Annotated in this window: 17 protein-coding genes; 10 read left to right on the forward strand and 7 right to left on the reverse strand. The window is 68.4% G+C overall.

What is annotated here, in order from left to right; all coding sequences use genetic code 11:
- Positions 1 to 21: 21 nt before the first annotated feature.
- The 9 genes from AB4Z55_RS09075 (at position 22) to AB4Z55_RS09115 (ending at position 10,664) form a co-directional block, all read left to right on the forward strand.
- Positions 22 to 1,110 carry an ABC transporter ATP-binding protein gene (locus AB4Z55_RS09075; protein ID WP_068884409.1) on the forward strand — a complete coding sequence of 363 codons (1,089 nt, stop codon included), beginning with the start codon at positions 22 to 24 and terminating at the stop codon, positions 1,108 to 1,110.
- Positions 1,111 to 1,219: 109 nt separating this feature from the next.
- Positions 1,220 to 2,716: an acetyl-CoA acetyltransferase gene (locus AB4Z55_RS09080; protein WP_369519588.1), complete on the forward strand. Its 1,497-nt coding sequence runs from the start codon at positions 1,220 to 1,222 to the stop codon at positions 2,714 to 2,716.
- Between the two features lie 71 nt (positions 2,717 to 2,787).
- Positions 2,788 to 3,102 (forward strand): hypothetical protein, encoded by a 315-nt coding sequence (locus AB4Z55_RS09085; RefSeq protein WP_369519589.1) that lies wholly within the window; start codon positions 2,788 to 2,790, stop codon positions 3,100 to 3,102.
- The gene (locus tag AB4Z55_RS09090; protein WP_004023600.1) at positions 3,099 to 3,542 is read left to right on the forward strand and encodes a Zn-ribbon domain-containing OB-fold protein; all 444 of its coding nucleotides are present in this window, start codon (positions 3,099 to 3,101) and stop codon (positions 3,540 to 3,542) included. The genes AB4Z55_RS09085 and AB4Z55_RS09090 overlap by 4 nt, the downstream gene beginning before the upstream one ends.
- Entirely contained in the window at positions 3,539 to 4,723 is a 1,185-nt protein-coding gene (locus AB4Z55_RS09095; RefSeq protein WP_064570028.1) for a hypothetical protein, read from the forward strand. Before AB4Z55_RS09090 ends, AB4Z55_RS09095 begins: the two co-directional genes overlap by 4 nt.
- Before the next feature lie 44 nt (positions 4,724 to 4,767).
- The gene (locus AB4Z55_RS09100; RefSeq protein WP_369519590.1) at positions 4,768 to 6,207 is read left to right on the forward strand and encodes an aldehyde dehydrogenase; all 1,440 of its coding nucleotides are present in this window, start codon (positions 4,768 to 4,770) and stop codon (positions 6,205 to 6,207) included.
- Between the two features lie 58 nt (positions 6,208 to 6,265).
- Positions 6,266 to 8,638 carry a CaiB/BaiF CoA-transferase family protein gene (locus AB4Z55_RS09105; RefSeq protein ID WP_248643291.1) on the forward strand — a complete coding sequence of 791 codons (2,373 nt, stop codon included), beginning with the start codon at positions 6,266 to 6,268 and terminating at the stop codon, positions 8,636 to 8,638.
- A 12-nt stretch (positions 8,639 to 8,650) separates the two neighbouring features.
- Positions 8,651 to 9,637: a GNAT family N-acetyltransferase gene (locus AB4Z55_RS09110; protein WP_064570031.1), complete on the forward strand. Its 987-nt coding sequence runs from the start codon at positions 8,651 to 8,653 to the stop codon at positions 9,635 to 9,637.
- Positions 9,638 to 9,683: 46 nt separating this feature from the next.
- Positions 9,684 to 10,664 carry a PDR/VanB family oxidoreductase gene (locus AB4Z55_RS09115; RefSeq protein ID WP_064570032.1) on the forward strand — a complete coding sequence of 327 codons (981 nt, stop codon included), beginning with the start codon at positions 9,684 to 9,686 and terminating at the stop codon, positions 10,662 to 10,664.
- A 53-nt stretch (positions 10,665 to 10,717) separates the two neighbouring features.
- Here AB4Z55_RS09115 and AB4Z55_RS09120 read toward each other — a convergent pair whose 3' ends face one another.
- Positions 10,718 to 11,377, reverse strand: coding sequence for a TetR family transcriptional regulator (locus AB4Z55_RS09120; protein WP_004023593.1), 660 nt, complete (start codon positions 11,375 to 11,377; stop codon positions 10,718 to 10,720).
- Positions 11,378 to 11,677: 300 nt separating this feature from the next.
- Between AB4Z55_RS09120 and AB4Z55_RS09125 the strand changes: the two genes are divergently transcribed.
- Complete coding sequence (locus tag AB4Z55_RS09125) at positions 11,678 to 11,818, forward strand: hypothetical protein (RefSeq protein WP_248643289.1); 141 nt, start codon at positions 11,678 to 11,680, stop codon at positions 11,816 to 11,818.
- Between the two features lie 15 nt (positions 11,819 to 11,833).
- Here the strand turns inward: AB4Z55_RS09125 and AB4Z55_RS09130 are convergent, their stop codons facing one another.
- The 6 genes from AB4Z55_RS09130 to AB4Z55_RS09155 all read right to left on the reverse strand — a co-directional run bounded on the left by AB4Z55_RS09130 (position 11,834) and on the right by AB4Z55_RS09155 (position 19,125).
- A complete protein-coding gene (locus AB4Z55_RS09130; RefSeq protein ID WP_369519591.1) occupies positions 11,834 to 13,327 on the reverse strand; it encodes a sugar transferase in 1,494 nt (497 codons plus the stop codon).
- Positions 13,328 to 13,459: 132 nt separating this feature from the next.
- Positions 13,460 to 14,128 (reverse strand): GAF domain-containing protein, encoded by a 669-nt coding sequence (locus AB4Z55_RS09135; RefSeq protein WP_004023591.1) that lies wholly within the window; start codon positions 14,126 to 14,128, stop codon positions 13,460 to 13,462.
- A gap of 46 nt (positions 14,129 to 14,174) precedes the next feature.
- Positions 14,175 to 15,395 (reverse strand): lipase family protein, encoded by a 1,221-nt coding sequence (locus AB4Z55_RS09140; RefSeq protein ID WP_369519592.1) that lies wholly within the window; start codon positions 15,393 to 15,395, stop codon positions 14,175 to 14,177.
- Positions 15,392 to 16,666 carry a hypothetical protein gene (locus tag AB4Z55_RS09145; RefSeq protein ID WP_369519593.1) on the reverse strand — a complete coding sequence of 425 codons (1,275 nt, stop codon included), beginning with the start codon at positions 16,664 to 16,666 and terminating at the stop codon, positions 15,392 to 15,394. Before AB4Z55_RS09145 ends, AB4Z55_RS09140 begins: the two co-directional genes overlap by 4 nt.
- Positions 16,653 to 17,759, reverse strand: a complete 1,107-nt coding sequence (locus tag AB4Z55_RS09150) for a glycosyltransferase (RefSeq protein ID WP_354562707.1) — start codon at positions 17,757 to 17,759, stop codon at positions 16,653 to 16,655. The genes AB4Z55_RS09145 and AB4Z55_RS09150 overlap by 14 nt, the downstream gene beginning before the upstream one ends.
- Positions 17,749 to 19,125 (reverse strand): hypothetical protein, encoded by a 1,377-nt coding sequence (locus tag AB4Z55_RS09155; protein WP_369519594.1) that lies wholly within the window; start codon positions 19,123 to 19,125, stop codon positions 17,749 to 17,751. The genes AB4Z55_RS09150 and AB4Z55_RS09155 overlap by 11 nt, the downstream gene beginning before the upstream one ends.
- Positions 19,126 to 19,229: the final 104 nt, after the last annotated feature.

Consider the following 19,229-nt stretch of genomic DNA (forward strand, 5'->3'; position numbering starts at 1 on the left):
CCACGAGAGCTGGAGGACGAGATGGGTGTTGAGGTCAGTGTGGAGAACCTGACGAAGTCGTTTGGTTCGCAGAACATTTGGCGTGATGTCTCTCTGACCCTGCCGGAGGGGGAGGTCTCCGCGCTGCTGGGTCCGTCGGGTACCGGTAAGTCGGTGTTCCTGAAGACCTTGATCGGTCTGCTGCATCCCGAGCAGGGGTCGGTGATCATCGATGGCACCGACATCACGCAGTGTTCGGCCAAGGAGCTCTACGAGATCCGCAAGCTGTTCGGTGTGCTGTTCCAGGACGGTGCGTTGTTCGGGTCGATGAGTTTGTTCGACAACATCGCGTTCCCGCTTCGTGAGCACACGAAGAAGAAGGAGAACGAGGTCCGCGACATCGTGATGGAGAAGATCGACCTCGTCGGTCTGACCGGTGCCGAGGACAAACTCCCGGGTGAGATCTCCGGTGGTATGCGCAAGCGTGCCGGTCTGGCGCGTGCGCTGGTGCTGGATCCGCAGATCATTCTGTGTGACGAGCCGGACTCGGGTCTGGATCCGGTGCGTACCGCGTATATCTCGCAGTTGTTGATCGACATCAACGCCCAGATCGATGCGACGATCCTGATCGTGACGCACAACATCAACATCGCGCGGACGATTCCGGACAACATCGGCATGTTGTTCCGCAAGGAGTTGGTGATGTTCGGTCCGCGTGAGCAGTTGCTGACCTCGGAGCAGCCGGTGGTCAAGCAGTTCCTCTCCGGTGACCGGTTCGGTCCGATCGGCATGTCGGAGGAGAAGGACGAGGCCCTCGTCGCCCAGGAGGCGGCGATGGCGGCTGCGGGTATCTCCGGTGGTGGTACCAAGGAGGACTTCACCGAGATCATCCCGCAGGTGCAGCCCAATCCCGGTATGCCCGAGCGCAAGGCGATCGCCCGTCACCGCGAGCGCGTCCATCAGATGCTTCCCGACCTGCCGCAGAACGCCCAGGAGGCGATCCGCCGCAGCCAGGAACAGGAAGACCAGATCCGCGGCGAGAACCGCGCGCATGCCGCCGACATCGCGGATCGCCGACGCGACGACCGGATCTGGCAGGACGCTCCCACGGAGGTACTCCCGCGCGTCTGACGCGGGGCCAGGCCGCAATCCACGAGGGGCGGATTGCGGCCTATTACCTATCGAGTTTAGATTTGAGGGGACGGTCACCGCCGTCTCGTCGAACTGAAGGCAGGCCACCATGACCATCGATCCCCGCACGCCCGTCCTCGTCGGCGGCGGACAGATCACCGCTCACGACGGTGGCGTCGAGCCGGTCGATCTCATCGCGCGCGCGGCACACGAGGCGGCTGCCGAAGCCGGGACGTCGCGCCTCCTCGAACTGATCGACTCCATCCGCGTGGTCGGCCTGTTGTCATGGCGCTACCGCGACCCCGGTGCGTTGGTGGCCGAACGGATCGGGGCAGATCCGCGACACACCGGCTACACCGGGAACGGCGGCAGCACGCCGCAGGTGCTGGTCAACGGTGCCGCCGAAGACATTGCCACGGGCCGCGCCGACGTCGTTCTCATCGGGGGTGCAGAAGCCTGGCGCACGCGGATGAAACTCCGCGCACAGGGGGAACGGCCCGACTGGACCCGACAGGACGAAACTGTGCCGTCCGCGCCGATCATCGTCCCGGACGTTCCGATGGAGGCGGAGAGCGAGCGGCGGATCGGACTCGACAGACCGTCCTTCGTCTACCCGTTGTTCGAGCAGGCTCTCCGCGTCGGAGCGGGTCGGAGTATTGCCGACCACGAGAAGTTGCTCGGGGAACTGTGGTCGTCGTTCAGCGAGGTTGCCGCGGATAATCCCTACGCTTGGACCAGGCGTACGTATGCCCCGGGAGAGATCACGACTCCGACCGATGGCAATCGCCTCATCTCGTCTCCTTACCCGAAGCTGCTGAACTCGAACAACATGGTCGACCAGGGTGCGGCACTGGTGATGTGCTCGGTCGAGACCGCACGACGCCTGGGAATCCCCACCTCGTCGTGGGTGTTCCCACACAGCGGAACCGAATCCAAGGACACCGACGCCGTCGCGGCGCGTCCCGCCCTGAACGGTTCGGCACCGATCCGGATCGGCGCCGCCCGTGCGCTCGAACTCGCGGGGATCGCGATCGACGACGTCGCTCACCTCGACATCTACTCCTGCTTCCCCTCGGCCGTGCAGGTGGCGGCGCGCGAGATCGGCGTTCCCGCAGACGATCCGGAACGTCCGCTGACCTGCACCGGAGGGCTCACCTTCGCGGGCGGCCCGTGGAACAACTACAGCACGCATGCGATCGCCACGGTGGCCACCCGGTTGCGCGGGTCGCCCGGCACCTTCGGCCTGGTGACCGCGAACAGTGGGTACCTGACGAAGCACGCCTTCGGCGTGTACTCGACCGAGCCGCCCGCGGCGGGCTTTCGCCGGGAAGATGTCACCGAAACGGTGCACCGGGCATGGACGGGTGCCGAGCCGACGGTCGAGGTGGTCGAATCCCACGAGGGTGTCGCCGAACTCGAGACCTGGACGGTGGCCTACGACCGCACGGGAGTCCCTGAGCGGGCATTCGTCGCCGGTCGCGTTCACGGCGGCGGCCGCACCCTGGCGGTGATCACCGACAGCGGCGACCTGGACGAACTCGCGACCGCCGAGGCTCAGGGACGACGGGTGCGTGTGGCTACCGACGGCTCCGCACATCTCGATTGACGCCTTATAACTAAAGCCGTAAGGTTTGCGCAACGACGTCGGGCACGGCCCGGTGGTGAGGAGGAGCAACGATGAGCGAACTGGATGACTTCCGGGTGCGCTACGAGCATCATGTCGGGCACGTGGTCGCGGGAGACATGAAGGCCGCGATGGCCGAGATGATCCAGGAGAACATCCCGGCCGTCTTCGACGGCGTCGACGTCCCGCGGGGTGCGGTGGACGGGCACCGGATCGTCGGCGTCCGGGCCGACGGCGATCGCATGGTCGGAGAGACCGTCTACACGACCGAGGGTCGCGAGATCGGGCTACGTTCCATCTGGGAGCGCCGGGACGGCGAGTGGCTCGCCGGGGCCCTGGAGAACTTCGCGCCCGAGTCGGTGCGATGACGACTGCCGACATCCCCTGGGGGCCCGCGGCCGACGGGCTGGACCAGCCGTACTGGGATGGGCTGGCCGAGAGGGAGCTGCGCCTCCAGCGCTGCCGCAGTTGCTCGACCTGGATCTGGAGCCCCCAGTCGGTGTGCGGAAACTGCCACTCGCTCGATCTCGGCTGGGAGACAGTCGAACCCGTCGGCACGATCTACAGCTGGAGCCGCAGCTGGTATCCGTACATCGAAGAACTGGCCGACCGGCTCCCGTATGTCAGCGTGCTCGTGGAACTGGAGAATGCAGGTGGCCGGCGGGTGCTGGGCATCCTGACCGACGATCCCGAAAGCACCCCGAAGATCGGCGATCGCGTCGTCGGCGTCTTCGAGGAGCGCGACGGTGAACCGTGGCCGCTTCTCCGTTGGCAGCGGGCCGAAACGAACGACGGAGAACGCAGATGAGCAACGGGATTCGTGGTGGCGCTGCCGTGGTCGGCGTCTCCGAGATGCATTACAAGCGCGGGCAGTCACCGCTCACCGAGCAGCAGATGACGATCCGGGCAATCCTCGACGCGTGCTCCGACGCCGGGGTGTCGCCACGTGAGGTCGACGGATTCGTCTCCTACGCAGGCGGTTCCAACGACGGGCCGATCCTCGGGGCCGCACTGATGATCGACGAACTGCGCTGGTCGAACATGATGTGGGGCGGCGGTGGCGGGAGCGTGGCGGCCGCGATCACCAATGCGGCCGTCGCCATCACGTCGGGTCAGGCGCAGTGCGTCGTCGTGTACCGCGCGATGTCCCAGGCCGACACCGGTCGCCTGGGGTATGCCAAGTACCACTACGGATCTCACTTCCTCGCGCATGGCGTGGGTTCGCCCGCCCAGATCTGTGCCATGCGAACTCAGCGCATGCTCGAACACGACGGCGTGCCCCGCTCGGCGATGCGTTCACTGGTGCTGGCGGCTTATCAGCACGCGCAGCAGAATCCGACGGCGCAGGGCCACGGCAAGCCGCTGGACGAGGAGACCTACGAGTCCTCGCGGATGATCGCCGAGCCCTTCCATCTCTACGACTGCTCACGGGAGAGCGACGGCGCGGTCGCGCTGGTGCTCGTCGGTTCCGACCGCGCGCGCGATCTCCGTCGGGACCCGGCGTTCGTGCTCGCCGGCGCACAGGGAGCGCCGGGTGGGTTCTGCGAGCGGGTCGACAACGACGCACAGTATTCGACGGCCGGGTTCGGTCCGGCTAACAACGGAAAACCCGGTGTAGCCGAGCGTCTCTGGGCGTCGGCCGGCTTGGGACCGGACGACGTCGATGTGGTCCAGGTATACGAGAACTTCAGCGGTCCGGCGGTTGCCGCGCTGATCGATCACCGGTTGTGCCCGCCCGGCGAGGCGGCGGGCACCGTGATGACCGTCGACAATCTGACCGCACCCCACGGGAAGCTGCCGGTGAACACCAGCGGCGGCAATCTGGCGGATTCGTTCATCAACGGACTGAATCTGGCCGTGGAAGCGGTCCGTCAGGTTCGCGGCACGTCGACCAATCAGGTTGCCGACGTGCGGACGTCGCTGTTCATCGGCGGCCCGATGGCGCCGCTCGTCAGTTCGGTGCTGTTCGGCCACGCCGAGACCGTCTAGCCACGACCACCAGGACCCCGACACCACAAGGGCAGGGAGAAGACATGTTCGAGCGAAACGATCTGTTCATCGGTGGACAGTGGACACCGGCGGAGTCGGGCACCGGGTACGACGTCATCGAGGCGGCCACCGAGAAGCCGCTGGGCAGAAGCGCACTGGGCGGCCCGGCCGACATCGATCGTGCGGTCGCCGCAGCGCGGTCGGCGCTGGCGGGACCATGGCGGTCGATGGGGCCGCGCGAGCGGGCCGATGTCCTCGACCGGTTGGCCGCCGCACTGACCGCACGTGCCCGTGACACCGCCCAGCTGGTCAGTCGCGAGAACGGTATGCCGATCGCATTGTCGAAGTCGGTCAACGGATACGGCCCGGCGGCGATGCTGTCGTACTACGCGAACCTGATCCGCGCCTCCGACACCGAGGACGTGCGTCCGAGCGCGTTCGGTGGACGCACCGTCGTCCGTCGTGAGCCGGTCGGTGTCGTCGCGGCGATCACGCCGTGGAACTACCCTCAGCCGCTGGCCGCGATGAAGATCGCGCCGGCGCTCGCCGCGGGATGCACGATCGTGCTCAAGCCCGCACCGGAGACGGCGCTGGATGCGTTCGTGTTCGCCGACGCCGCGCAGGAGGCCGGACTTCCCGAGGGCGTCCTGAACATCGTTCCTGCCGAACGTGAGGCAGGCGCCTACCTGGTCCGGCACCCCGGGGTCGACAAGGTCGCATTCACGGGATCGACCGCCGCGGGCCGAGCCATCGGTGAGGTCTGCGGTGCTCTCCTCCGGCCGGTGACCCTCGAACTCGGCGGCAAATCCGCGGCGATCGTGGCGCATGACGCCGATCTGGACGAGTTCGCGCGGCACCTGCTCGACGTCTCGCTGGTGAACAACGGTCAGACCTGCCACGCCAGCACCCGAATCCTCGCCCCGCGAGCTCGATTCGACGACGTCGTGGAAGCGGTCACCGAGACCGTCCGGGCACTACGGGTCGGCGATCCGCTGGACAAGGCGACCGCGATCGGGCCGCTCGTCAGCGCCGCGCAACGCGACCGGGTGCTCGGGTATGTCGAAGCCGGCCGGGCCGCGGGACATCGGATCACGACCGGCGGCGGCGTCCCGGCCGATCAGGCGCAGGGTTGGTTCGTCGAACCGACCGTGTTCGCCGGCGTCGAGAACTCGGCGTCGATCGCCCAGGAGGAGATCTTCGGCCCCGTCCTCACCATCACCGAGTACCTCGATGAGGACGACGCGATCCGCATCGCCAACGACTCCGAGTACGGGCTCGGCGGCACGGTGTGGACGACCGACGAGGCCCGGGGCCTCGCCATCGCCGACCGAATCCATACCGGCACAGTGGGTGTCAACCACTACGCGCTCGATCTCGCAGCACCGTTCGGAGGGGTCAAGGCGTCGGGTCTCGGACGAGAACTCGGCCCCGAGGGCATGGCGCCCTACGTCTCCGCCAAGTCGGTCTATTTCGCCACTCGGTGACCGTCGTCTCCGATGCGACCACAGATGATCACCAGCAGAGAATCCCGACAGGAGTGACATGAGCGATCTGCCACTGTCCGGCGTCCGTGTCGTCGACGCAACCGACGGACTCGGCGAGTCGTGCGGCCGGTTCCTCGCGGACCTGGGTGCCGAGGTGGTGCGCGTCGAGCGTCCGGGCGGATCGCGGTCGCGACGCTCCGAGCCGATCGAGGCCGGCCTGAGCATTCCGTTCGCCCTCAACAACGCGAACAAGAAGGTCGTCGTCCTCGACCTCGACACCGACTCCGGACGGCACCGATTCGGTGAGCTGGTCGCCGGGGCCGACATCGTCGTCGAGTCGTCCACCGGCAGCGCGGGTCTCGACCCGGCCGATCTCGCCGCCGCGCACCCGGCACTCGTCGTCCTCACCGTGAGCGGATTCGGTCGAACCGGCCCCTACCGGAACTGGACTGCCACCGAGTCGGTGATCTATGCGATGAGTGGTGTGCTGTCGCGCTCCGGCGAGCCCGGCCGCGAGCCGCTGCTCCCGCCGCCCGGACTCGTCGAACAGTCGGTCGGGGTGCATGCCGCGTGGTCGGCGCTCCTCGCCTACTTCGACCGGATCCGCACCGGAGCCGGGCAACTGGTCGAGATCTCGGCGTTCGAGTCGGTGGTCCACGGCTTCGACCCCGGCTTCGGCGTCCAGGGGTCCGCGGCGGCGGGTCGGCGCGACGACTTCCCGCGTGGGCGCCCCGATGCCGCGAACTTCTACCCCGTCCTTCGATGCGCGGACGGGCAGGTGCGGATCTGCCTGCTGGCCAAGCGTCAGTGGCGTGCGATGTTCGCGTGGCTCGGCGAACCCGACGAGTTCGCCGATCCGGCCTTCGACACCATCCCGGCCCGGTTCGCCGCGGCAGACCGGCTGCATCCGTTGATCGAGCAGCTGTTCGCCGATCGGACCCGCGACGAACTGGTCGCCGAAGGGGCGGCCCGGGGCATCCCGATCGGCGGCGTCCTTCGCATCGGTGAGGTCCTCGACAACGACCATTTCGACGCGGCGGGGACCCTCGTCGACGCCGAGATCGGCCCGGGTGTCCGTGCGCGGATTCCCTCCGGATACGCGCGGATCGGCGGGCAGCGAGCCGGATTCCGTCATCGTGTTCCCGGCGTCGACGCCACGCAGGTGCCTGCCTGGTCACCGCGTACGGAGCCTCGGCAGACGTCGACGGATTGCGAGCCGCCCGGTGGCCACCCGTTCGCCGGCCTCCGCGTTCTCGATCTCGGCGTCGTCGTCTTCGGGGCCGAGCTCGGCAGGCAGTTCGCCGACCACGGCGCGGACGTCATCAAGGTCGAGAATCGCGAATTCCCCGACGGTCTGCGACAGTCGAAGCGCCCGAACACCCTGTCGCCGTCGGTCGCCTGGGGCCACCGGAACCGCCGATCGCTGGGACTGAACCTGCGGACCGATGGGGGCAAGGACCTCTTCCTCCGGCTCGCGTCAGAGGCCGACGTGGTCCTCGCCAATTTCAAGCCCGGCACCCTCAGTGCGATGGGCATCGGGTATGACGAACTCCGCGAGGTGAATCCGCGGATCATCGTCGCCGAGGGAAGCGCTTTCGGCAGCGTCGGTCCATGGAACACCAGGCTCGGGTATGGCCCGCTGGTCCGCGCGGCGTGCGGGGTGTCGTCGCTCTGGCGTTACTCCGACGACGATCCCGGTCTGTGTGACGGGTCCACCGTCTATCCCGACCACATCGGCGCGCAGGTCAGCGCTGTGACCGTTCTCGCGGCGCTGATCGCCCGGGGATCGCACGGGCGCGGCACCGACATCGAAATCGCCCAGGCCGATGCCGCGCTGGTCGCCCTCGGTGGTCAGCTGGCACGCGAATCGCTGTCGCCCGGATCCGTACGGGCCGAGGGCAACACCGATTCCTTCGCGGCGCCGTCGGGCGTGTACCCCTGTGCGGGCGATGACGAGTGGGTGGCGGTGTCGGTCCGCGACGACCACGAGTGGCGAGGCCTGGCCGCCGTCATCGGACGCGACGACCTCGCCGACGATCCCCGATTCGGGCGGCGCGCCGACCGCATCGAGAACCGCGCCGAGGCGGACAAGGTGCTCGCCGCATGGCTCGCCGAACGTACGCCGACCGAGGCGATGACACTCCTCCAGGAAGCGGGCGTACCCGCCGGCGCGATGCTCCGCCTCCCCGAACTGCTCACCGACCCACACCTTCTCGATCGCGATGCGTACACCCAGTTGGAGCACCCGATGTTGCCGGCATCGCTGCCGACCGCGGTCCGGGTCGCCCGTTTCGGATCGATACCCGACGCGCCGTTGCGTCCGGCCCCGCTGCCCGGTGCCGACACCCACGAGATCGCGGTCGGGGTCCTGGGACTCACCGATGACGAGTACAGCCGACTCGTCGACGACGGGGTCCTCCAGCCCGCTTGACAGGAGTGCACAGTGATCACCTACGAATGGCGCCCGGAGCTGACCGGTGCCGAAATCGACGAAGTCCTCCAACTCGTCCAGGACGCAGCGGAATACGACGAAGAGGCCGGATTCTCGTCCATCGACGCCGACACCGTCCGAGAGGTCGGTGGCGCCACCGGGACCGTTGCGCATCTGCCGATCAAGGCCCGGCGCGATCTCAGCCCGCTCGACGACGTCCCGTTGGTGATCGTGGCCTACCTTCATCTGTCGGTCGCCGCCGATGGGGTGGGCACGGTGTCGTACGTCGTCCATCCCGACTACCGTTCGCGCGGGATCACGACCCTGCTGGTGGAAGAGGTCGGCCTCGACGTGGTCGGTGAGGGCGGCTGGGAACGCACCGGAGCCAACGCACTTCGCTGCTGGGCGTACGCCACCCATCCGGCGTCGGGCAGACTGACCCGACGATTCGGCATCCCCGCGGTGAGCAGGCAGTGGACCCTGGCCCGGCACCTGGCCGGTCCGTTCGCACTGCCTCTCGACGAGACCGAGGTCGCGGACGGGGTCACCCTCGGTGACCCGCGCGACCACGTCGCCGACGACCCCGCCATCGCACAGGTTGTGGCGGCCGCGGACCTCCCTGAACGACATCACGACCGGGTGACCGCGGACCTCCGCCGTGGTGGCGGGACCGTCATCGACGCGCGCGACGAGAACGGCGACGTCCTCGGATTCGTCTGGTACACCACCGAACACCGGATGCACCTCGAGCTGCGGACCGCACTCGTCCATGCGCTTGTGCTGTCCGAGAAGGCACGCGGTCTCGGACTCGGGGCGACGCTGCTGACGGCGGCGCTGGCGCGGCAACGCGATGCCGGGATCCAGGTCTCCCAGTTGCGGATCGATCCGGACGATGCAGGTGCGGTGCGCATGTGCCGCCTGCTCGCCTTCGAGCAGGAAGACGTGCACTCCTGCTACCAGGTCGGAACAAGTACGAGCCCGCCGCCGGCGTTCCGATGAACGCGGCCGCGCCTGGTGACAACCGTTGTGAGAATGGGAAATCCGAATGAGTGAGCCTGTGACCGTCACCGAGTTCGTCGACGATGCCACGTTGCAGATCGCCGACAAACAGGTGGAGGCCGATGGGGTCGTGTCGCTCACTCTCGTCGACCCGGACGGGAATCCGCTTCCCGCATGGGAACCCGGCGCGCACCTGGATCTCATCCTGGGACCCGATCTGATCCGTCAGTATTCGTTGTGCGGCGAGGTGACCGATCGGGACCGGCTGCGCGTCGCGGTGCTGCGTGAGCCTGCCGGCCGCGGTGGATCGTCGCGGGTCCACGACGAACTCACCGTGGGAGAGCTGATCGCGGTCAAGGGGCCGCGCAACAACTTTCCGCTCGTGGATGCGCCGGCCTATCTCTTCGTCGCGGGTGGGATCGGGATCACCCCACTGAAGCCGATGATCGACGAGGTGCACGCGCGGGGTGCGGACTGGACGTTGCTCTACGGCGGCCGTACCGCGGCCGGGATGGCTTTCGGCGAGGCGCTGGCGCAACAACATCCCGAGCATGTCGCGCTACGACCCCAGGACGAATACGGACTCCTGGATCTCGCTCGGGCCGTCGCCGAGGTCCCGGCCGGGACTGCCGTCTACTGCTGCGGACCGGAACCGCTCCTCGTCGCAATCGAGGAGGTCTGCCGCGGCCGGTCGGACATCGAACTCCACGTCGAGCGATTCGCCCCCAAAGTAGTTGCGCAGGATGGTGAATCAACCGCCGAGGCGTTCGAGGTGGTACTCGAGCAGAGCGGGCGGAGCGTCACGGTGCCGGCCGACAGGTCGGTGCTCGACGCGCTGCTCGACGACGGTATCGATGTCGACTTCTCCTGCCGGGAAGGCACCTGCGGCACCTGTGAACAGGTTGTGCTCGACGGCGTGCCGGACCATCGCGACTCGGTGCTGTCCGAGGACGAGCAGGCTGCGAACGACTGCATGATGGTGTGCGTGTCCCGGAGCTGCACACCGAGGCTCGTACTCGATCTGTGATCGTCGAGCGGTGTTGGGCGAGGGGCGGGTGTCACGGCGCCCCTCGACTCCGGTCATCCCGCGGCGGCGGGCTCCGCATCCGGTGCAGGCAGATCGTGATCACGGATGATCCCGTGCAGAAAGCTGCGCACGATCCCCTCGAAGAGCTGGCGCTGGGTGAGATCGTTGCTCGAGAGTGCCTGAGCGAGAAGAGGCTGCGACTCCGCGGAGACATTCGGGAAGATCGCCGACTTGGGGCGCGGCGGGCGCATGGCTTCCATCAGGACCGCGCCGATCGACAGGGTCTCCATCCCGTCGAGGATGCGGACGTGCAGATCCACCGGAACGCCGGAATCCAGCAGGAACTGCGCGGTGTCCTCGTAGGTCGACGTGAAGAGATCACGCGGGAGATGCTGCAGCAGGACCGGGGCGGCGTTGCGATGGCGCAGGATCGACTGCCGGAAATTCAGCGCCAGCGCCACGAAGAACTCGGGCCAGTCGGGTCCGGGGTTCATCCGCGGTCGCCGGACGGCGGTGCCCGCGATGTAGCGGGCGACCTCGGTGAGGATCTCGTTCTTGTCGTCGAAATGGTGATAGAGCGACGGCGCGCGGACCCCGAGGTGTTTCGCGAGCCGCGGCAGGCTGAACGCCTCGAGTCCCTCGGAGTCGATGATCTCGATGGACGCCATCACGGCCGCCTTGCGGCTGATCAACGGCTTGGACGGCCGTGCCATGTCCCACCTCTCCACGCTGCCTGAACGGACCTAACAAGAGTAGTTTCAGGCGCGATGGATGTCCATGCGGGCCTACCGAATCGGTGCCCGTACCGGCTCGCGGCCCGCGGGGTCGGACATGCGGTTGTCGCTCGATCCGGGGATGGGCGAGCCGCGTTGCCGGAAAATCAGTGGCGCCGAGAGGCGCCCTCACGCCACCATGAGCGGGCCATCGCGTCCACCGATGCCCAGCCGGCATCCACCGCACGTGATCGACGAAAGGTCAGCCCACACAGCACATTCCAGCGTCAGGAGGTCGACATGACCGCACTACTACTCGCGATCGTCAGCGGCATCATCCTGCTCGCCGTCGTCGTCCGCACACTCATCGTCACCGTCCGGGACGACCGGGGTCGCGTCCCGTATCGCGCAGCTTATGACACGCGGCGCCCGACACCCTGAGGGTGCGGACTCGACTCACTCCGCCTTCTTGAGCACCGCGAGCACGGTCAGGAGGAGGATCTTGACGTCGAGCCACAGCGACCAGTTCTCGATGTAGTAGTTGTCCCACTCGGCGCGGTCGGCGATGGAGGTCTGACCGCGGAGACCGTGCACCTGCGCCCACCCGGTGACACCGGCTTTCACGCGGTGACGTTCGCCGTACCGTCGGATCTGCACGTCGAACAGCGAGACGTACTCCGGACGCTCGGGTCGTGGACCGACGAGGCTCATGTCCCCGCGGATCACGTTGAGCAACTGGGGCAATTCGTCCATCGACGTCGACCGCATGATCTTGCCGATCTTGGTGCGGCGGTCGACGCCTTCGACGCCGCCGGGTGCACTGCCCTCGGTGGGCCGGAACTTCTCCGCGTCGGGATCCTCGGGTCGCATCGACCTGAACTTCAGGCAGTCGAACACCCGCGCGTTGCGCCCCACCCGCGGTTGCGCGAAGAAGATCGGCCCGGGGGAGCTCAACCGGACCAACAGCATGAGTGTGAGGAACAGCGGCGAGATCGCCGCCAGGATCAGGGCTCCGACCACGCGGTCCCCGATGTGTTTGGTGCGGAACTGCCACCCGCGCGGGTTGGTGTGCGGAACCGACATCAGGGGAAGCCCGCCGATGTGGTCGACCCGGCTGCGGCGGCCGACGACGTCGAACATCCGCGGCACGATCCACACCCTGACGCCGTGCCGATGGGCGATCCGGACCGCAGCCGTGAGCCTCTCCACATTGGTGACCGCGAACGCCACCACCAGGACCTCGGCTTTCGTGGCCCTGATCGCGTCGTCGAGCTCATCCACCCCGCCCAGCTGTGCGATCTCGTTGGTGGGGCCCTCGTCCCGATCGGCGCGGGGCGGTGCGCCGGCCGCCAGGATGCCCACCGGCCGGAGGCCGTGCTCCGGGGCGGAGACCATGCGGCCCACGACCTGTGCGGTGATCGGCCCGTCGCCGATGATCAGCGTGGGGGACAGCAGATGACCGTTCTTGCGCAGGTTCCGCTGGATGAGGTCGCGGATCAGACGACCGAACGGAACCCAGAACAGCGCCGACACCCACACTTTGGTGACCGCGGCGCCGGGTCTGTCGTCGGAGTAGGACAGGAGCAGCGAGCACAGCAGGATCATCGCGGCGATCGTGCATCCGGTCATGACCCGGCCGACCTCGTCGAGGAAGCGGCGGTTCAACCCTCGGCGGTACACGCCGCGCACCGAGAAGATGATGACGACGATCGGGACGAACAGGACCAGCGTCCACAGCGGGGGGTTCGCGCCGGTGCCGCTGTTCACCCACCAGATCCCCATCGCCACTGCGATCGCCGCGGAGACCACGTCGATCGACACGGTCACCATCGTGCTCAGGGGATCGTCGCGGATCAGCTCGTGGAAGGTGCGCCGGCCGCTGGGCGGCGCGGACACCGGGGCACGCGTCGTCGTCTGCGGGATCTCGGCCTGCGATACACGGGTCGACAAGTCCACTCCATCCGAAGAACAGCCCCCCGCTCCCGAAGATTGTAGGTGCACCCGAGGGGCTCGTGTGGGCCTACCGGGCACGTGTCGAGCACCGAATGCTCACTACCAGGTCACGGGGCTGCCCAGCCGGGGTCAGCGTCCGAAGATGAGTTCCTGGACCAGGATCGATAGATCGGACATGAGCTGGACCTCGGACGAGGACCAGTGGTGCGGTTCGGAATCCCAGGCGCAGAACGTGCCGATAACATGTCCGTCCTCGTCGGCGAGCGGGATGCCCAGGTAGGAGGTGACCTCACCGCTGACGGCGGTCGGATGATCGGCGAGCAGCGCATGGTCGGCGATGTCGTCGATGATCAGCGGTGAACCGCTCACGACCGGCAGGACACACAGGGAGTTGACCAGCGTTCGGGTGCTGGGCCCATCAGGGTCTCCCGAGCGGAATGCGATGGCTGCGGTCGCCTGCTCCTCCGGGGTGATGAGATTGACCGCGACGTGCGGAACCCCCACGGCGTCGATCGTGAGCCTGATCGTCTCGTCGAGATCGTGGGTGGGTGGGTCGTCGAGGAGCCCGCTGTCCTTGAGGGCGCGCATGCGCTCGGGATCGGCCAGGATGGCGCGCAGAGATCTCGCCATCTCGGGATTGCGTCCGCGGACCGCCTCGAGTACGGCGAGCAGTCCGGCCTCGGGTGAGGTGTCGAAGAGTGCGGCCAGTTGTTCGGCATCCGGGGCCGTCGCGGAGTCGGGAGCGGGGGCGTCGACGGGGCTCACCGTGTTCTCACCGTCTTCGGGGCTCACACTCATCCTCGCTCCTCTCGCTGCCTGGGCCGGCCGGGCACACGCTCACGACTCACGCGCAGGTGTTCGGCGGTCGTCGTCCTGATCGCACGGCCTTGACCCAGTCGGTCGCCGCCGAGCCGATGTCGAGTATGCCGTGCGGCTGATTGCGGACCCTGATCGCAGTGATCACATCACCCAGGCGGCACCCTCGGTCGATTGCCGCCGCTGTCCACGGGGCGGGGATGACGTCGTCCGAATCACTGTAGGCCACCAGCATCGGAGCCGAGGCCCGGCCGGTAGGGAGACTCACGTCCCGTAGCCAGCCTCGCAACCGGTCGGTGGCCGCGTCGTCGACGGGCCGGTAGTCCTCGGGTCGGGTCTCCTCGACCACGGCCTGCTTCTGCACGATCGCGGCGTCGTTGCACTCGAGGAAGACCTCGAAGGCCTCGCGCAGGGGCCCGTGCACATAGTCGTCGATGACGAGTTCGGGATGCTTCGCCTTCAATCCGGTCAGCACCAGCGGCAGGAAGGCGATCTGTTCGGGCGTGAGGGTCCCGGCGGCCATCGCGTCGGCCAGGGGCGCGACGTCGAGCGCGGGACTCATGGTCACCGTCCCCTGCAGGCGCAGGCCACGTCCGTAGGTGTCGGCGATCTCGTTGGCGTGGAAGATCGCGTGCCCGCCCTGCGAGACCCCGAAGCCCCACCATCGGTCGCTGGTGCCGTCGACGACCGCCCGGGTCGCCCGGACCGAATCGATGATGTTGTTCGCCGCCGGCGCCGGGTCGAGGTAACGGTGGGGTCCCGGCGTGCCCAGTCCTTGGTAATCGGTCTGCACGACGACGAACCCCTGCTCGAGCAACGACGCGATGAGCTCGACGGTGCCCAAAAGGTTGCCGTAGAGCGACGGTGCGCAGTTGCCCGCGGTGCCCGTCGTCGGGTGACCGACCGCGAGGATCTCCCACCCACCCGCCGGTGCCCGTCCACGCGGCACGAACACGGCCGCCGAGACCGGAACCAGCTCGCCGCCGGCCGGATCGGTGGACAGATAGCGGAACCGCACGGTGCGGTCGACGATGCGCCGCAGCGCGATGTAGGCGTCGGTCGGCATGGGGTCGCCGACGAGGTCGCCCGCCGACGCCCCGGGGCGTGCCGCGAAGTCCGACGACGTGCCGTCGGAGGACCCGGGCCCGGAGGGCGATGAGCAGGCGGCGGCGAGCAGGACGGTGACGAGGAGGAGGGCCACGAGCGCGGGAGTGGACAAGCGCCCGGCGCGCCGCGACGTCACCCTCATGACCGCGTGAGCAGCTGATCCAGCAGGGACACCGGATCCTCACAGAGATGGTCGAGGGCCGCCTCGATCACCGGACGCCCGACGAAGTCGCTGCAGAACGTCGTGGTGAAGCTGCGGGATCCGTCGATCTCGCTGACGAGCATGCTCGCCGCATCAGGACCGTCGGGTTCGACGTAGGCGAAGAGGTGGTGCGACGCCGACGCGGGTTCCCACGGCAGGTCGCCGAAGATCCCGATCCGACCCAGATCGCTGACCGACAGTCGTAACCGGTCGGGCACATCGGTGCGGGATGGCGGCGCCGACTCCGCGCCCGACGTCGACGGGCGTAACCGCGCCCGCAATTCACCGGCGGCCAAGATCGCTGCGGGCCAACCCGACTCGGCGACCGCGCGAATCCGATCCCCGACCTCGGTCGGCGTCGCGTCGGGCGGGAAACGCAGCGGGATGCCCACTGCGAAGTTCCCGTGGTCCTCGGCATGCTCGGCGTCGAGATAACGACGGCAGTCGAACAGGATCTGGGTGCGGTCGTCGAGCGAGACCCCCTGGGCGGACAGCGCGGCGCGCCACAGTGCGACGGTCACGGCCGCCGACGACATCCGGACGCCCGTGTCGGCGATCGCGCGCTTGAGTTCGGCCGTCTGACCCGGACGCATCGCGGCCGTGACGGCGCAGCGGGTGGAGTGCCAGTCGTCGATCGTGCGCCTCGGCGCCTCGGTGGTCGATGCCGAGTTGTCGGCGCGCAGACGCGCGATCTCGCGGAGACGGCGCGGATGCCGCAGCACATGCCGACGCAGGGCCCGCCACGCCGCGTCGGACGGCAACGACCGTTCGAATCGTTCGGTCATCGGGAAGTCGTGACGGCTGGCGACGCCGGCGATCTGCTCGACGCCGAGTCGGCCGTCACCCATCCCGTGGGTGTGGTCGATGACGAGCCACTGTCCGCACACCAGCACCTCGAGCCGGGGAAGCGGTTCGGGGCGGTTGCGCAGGCGTGTCATGAGGTCGCCGACCGGCAGATCGGCGAGGTCGGGACGCTCGACGACCTCGGGACGGGTCTCGACGTCGTGCCTCCAGCTCGCCGACGCCGGGTCGGGGACGAGGGTGAGTCGCGACGCAGGCGTCCACGCCCGGGTCAGTCGCGTACGGACGACCTCGAGGTCCAGCGGTGTCATCGGACCGGTCACCGAGATCGTGCGGGAGGTGGCCAGCGCACGGTCCAGGACGGATGCGCGCTGGACTCCGGCTGCCCGGGATTCCCTAGAGCGCAGCATCGACGACCTCACGCATTTCGTCGCGGAACCGTTCGCGCCGGAATCGTTCGGCCCAGGACCGGATCTCGGAGCGGTCGAAGTCGTCGACGGCGAAGTCGCGTAACGAGGCCGCCAGTCGTTCGACGATCTCGTCGTCGGTACCCGGCTCGATGAGCACGCCGGTCGATCCGGGTACGACGGTGTCGAGCGCGCCGCCCTCCCCGAGTGCGATGACGGGGGTACCGGTGGCCATCGCCTCGACGGGCACGATGCCGAAGTCCTCGATACCCGGCATCAGGACGGCCCGCGCGCTGCGATGCAGGTTCAGCAGGGTGTCGTGCGGGACCCGGCCGAGGAACGTCGTCTTCGGCCCGGCGAGTCCACGGCACTGGTCCATGGCCCGGCCGTCCCCGGCGACGACGAGCCGGACGTCGGCGCGGGCGGCGGCCGCGATGGCGAGGTCGGGCCGCTTGTACGGGACCAGCCGGCCGGCCAGGAGATAGAAGTCCTCGCGCGGCACCGCCGGATCGGGGGTGAAGCCGTCGAGGTCGACCGGCGGGTGCACGACGACCGAGTCGCGGCCCCACTGCTCGCGGATGCGTTCGGCGACCGCCGAGGAGTTCGCGACGACCGTGTGGAGGCGGGGAGCGGCGCCGACCTCGCAGCGCCGGGCGACCACCGACAGAGCCGACAGGATCGCGGCTCCGGCGGCGCCACCTCCTTCTCCGGCGCGCAGCGTCGGGTCCCACGCCCAGCGGGCCGGGCTGTGCACGTAGGCGATGACGGGGGCCTTCGTCGCGTGTACGGCCTGGGTGGCGAAGGCATGATGACTGGTGACGACCGCGTCGGCATCCCGCAGCGGCATCCGCCGGAATGCCAACGGCATCAACGGGAGCAGCGGCGCGTAGCTGCGCTCACCGAGCAGGCGATACGCACGATTCAGCGACGAGGTGATCGGCGGGTCGGTCAGCCCGGCCGGGATTCCGGAGGTCCGGGCGATCGGCGCATGCACCTCGACGCGCGGCCACGTGGCGGCCAGTTGTTCGACGACGTGCTCGGATCCGGCTATCTCCGTGAGTCGTTCGTGAACGACGGCGATGCGGTCAGCGGGCATTGCTGCCCACGTCTCCCGGCGCGGCCCGGAACCGGTCCGGATCGGGCGGGCTGATGTCGCGATCATCGTGCGGTACAGCAGGTGTCATGGGTTCGGCGGCCTCGGTTCTGGTGGCGGTCGTGTCCCCGGCACTCTCGACGGGGATCACGTCTGCGGAGGTGGACAGGGCAGGCGCGGGAGGCTGCTTTCCCGTGCGCTGCACGATCAGATGCCGGGTCGACCCGATGGTCGCGAGCTGCGACAGGGCCTGTTCGGCGGCCTTGCGATCGCGCCCCGACGTCGACACGACGACGACCGCGAGCGCGAGATCGCCCGGGTCGACGTGCTGCCACCAGGCCCCGGTGAGGGGGTGCCGGTCGACGCGCAGACGATGTCCGGTCGCCGTGTCGTCCGTGGGTGGGACGAGATCGGTGATCAGGCGATCGGCGTCGACATGCTCACCCGTGAGGATCACCGCGGTCTGTGCACGGCGATGGCGTTGCGCGAACGCGGGCAGCAGAGTCGACGGCAACGCCGGTTCACCGCGCCGTCCGTAGGTGAGGTGCGCGCCGTACCGATGGGCGGCGCGGCGGGCCCAGATCGGATTCGGCCTGCGACCGACCCGCCCGCGGAACAGTACGAGCAGTTCGGCCGCGACGATCGTCGCGGCGATCCCGGCGACCGCAGCCTCCTGAGCGGGCTTGGGGCTGACGGGGACCTCGCTCACCGATGGCGCCGCGAGGATCGTGAGCGTGTCCGACGACGAGTTCTGCAGGCGGGTGAGCTGCGAGTCGAGATCGGCGAGCGTGGCATCGGATTCGACCTTGGCGTCACTGCGGTCGGGCAGCGCCCGGTTGCGGACCCGCTCGGCGGTCACCTGCGCGCGCAACTGGTCGATCTGCCGGGTGATGTCGCGTGCGTGGGTGGACAGGGACGCCGCGGAGATGGCGGTGACCATTGCACGGGCCACGTCCTCGGCCTGCCGGCTCGTCGGCGCCGTGGCGGTGACATCCATCAGCGTGGGTGCGGTTCCAGGTGTCGTGGCGACGTGCGAACTCAACTCGCCTGCGGTCCAGCCCGTGTCCACCTGCGTCAGCACCTGCTGAAGGACGTTCTCGTCGGTGGACAGCGCCACGAACGGCGCGCGTAGCTGTTCGACGAAGGCGTCGCCGGGGATGATCGTGCCGGCCGGCGTGATCTCGGCGACGACCGTGGCCGAATACTCCTTCGGGACCAGCGCGGTCCGCAGCGCGAACACCGACGCACCGACGATGATGCCGATCAGGATCGCCGGGAGGGCGACACGGGCGAGATCACGGAAGTGTCCGAACAGGTCTACCGAGGGCGGCGCATCGCGTCGCCCGGCGGCATCGAAGCTGGAGGTCACGCGCGTATCTCCTGTGGTGTCGGATGCCCCCCGACCATCCCCGGACAATGCAGTGCTCGATCAGCTGTCAGTTCACCATAACCAACGATGTCGGCGACGGTGGT

Source organism: Gordonia sp. ABKF26, from assembly GCF_041103195.1.
Lineage (GTDB): Bacteria > Actinomycetota > Actinomycetes > Mycobacteriales > Mycobacteriaceae > Gordonia > Gordonia terrae.

Bases quoted from the DNA above. Each gene is read 5' to 3' on its own strand.
- AB4Z55_RS09105 (WP_248643291.1), top strand. From the start codon at position 6,266: ATGAGCGATCTGCCACTGTCCGGCGTCCGTGTCGTCGACGCAACCGAC.
- AB4Z55_RS09080 (WP_369519588.1), top strand. From the start codon at position 1,220: ATGACCATCGATCCCCGCACGCCCGTCCTCGTCGGCGGCGGACAGATC.
- AB4Z55_RS09075 (WP_068884409.1), top strand. From the start codon at position 22: ATGGGTGTTGAGGTCAGTGTGGAGAACCTGACGAAGTCGTTTGGTTCG.
- AB4Z55_RS09135 (WP_004023591.1), bottom strand. From the start codon at position 14,128: ATGAGTGTGAGCCCCGAAGACGGTGAGAACACGGTGAGCCCCGTCGAC.
- AB4Z55_RS09150 (WP_354562707.1), bottom strand. From the start codon at position 17,759: ATGCCCGCTGACCGCATCGCCGTCGTTCACGAACGACTCACGGAGATA.
- AB4Z55_RS09140 (WP_369519592.1), bottom strand. From the start codon at position 15,395: ATGAGGGTGACGTCGCGGCGCGCCGGGCGCTTGTCCACTCCCGCGCTC.
- AB4Z55_RS09120 (WP_004023593.1), bottom strand. From the start codon at position 11,377: ATGGCACGGCCGTCCAAGCCGTTGATCAGCCGCAAGGCGGCCGTGATG.
- AB4Z55_RS09090 (WP_004023600.1), top strand. From the start codon at position 3,099: ATGACGACTGCCGACATCCCCTGGGGGCCCGCGGCCGACGGGCTGGAC.
- AB4Z55_RS09125 (WP_248643289.1), top strand. From the start codon at position 11,678: ATGACCGCACTACTACTCGCGATCGTCAGCGGCATCATCCTGCTCGCC.
- AB4Z55_RS09095 (WP_064570028.1), top strand. From the start codon at position 3,539: ATGAGCAACGGGATTCGTGGTGGCGCTGCCGTGGTCGGCGTCTCCGAG.
- AB4Z55_RS09085 (WP_369519589.1), top strand. From the start codon at position 2,788: ATGAGCGAACTGGATGACTTCCGGGTGCGCTACGAGCATCATGTCGGG.
- AB4Z55_RS09100 (WP_369519590.1), top strand. From the start codon at position 4,768: ATGTTCGAGCGAAACGATCTGTTCATCGGTGGACAGTGGACACCGGCG.
- AB4Z55_RS09145 (WP_369519593.1), bottom strand. From the start codon at position 16,666: ATGCTGCGCTCTAGGGAATCCCGGGCAGCCGGAGTCCAGCGCGCATCC.
- AB4Z55_RS09115 (WP_064570032.1), top strand. From the start codon at position 9,684: ATGAGTGAGCCTGTGACCGTCACCGAGTTCGTCGACGATGCCACGTTG.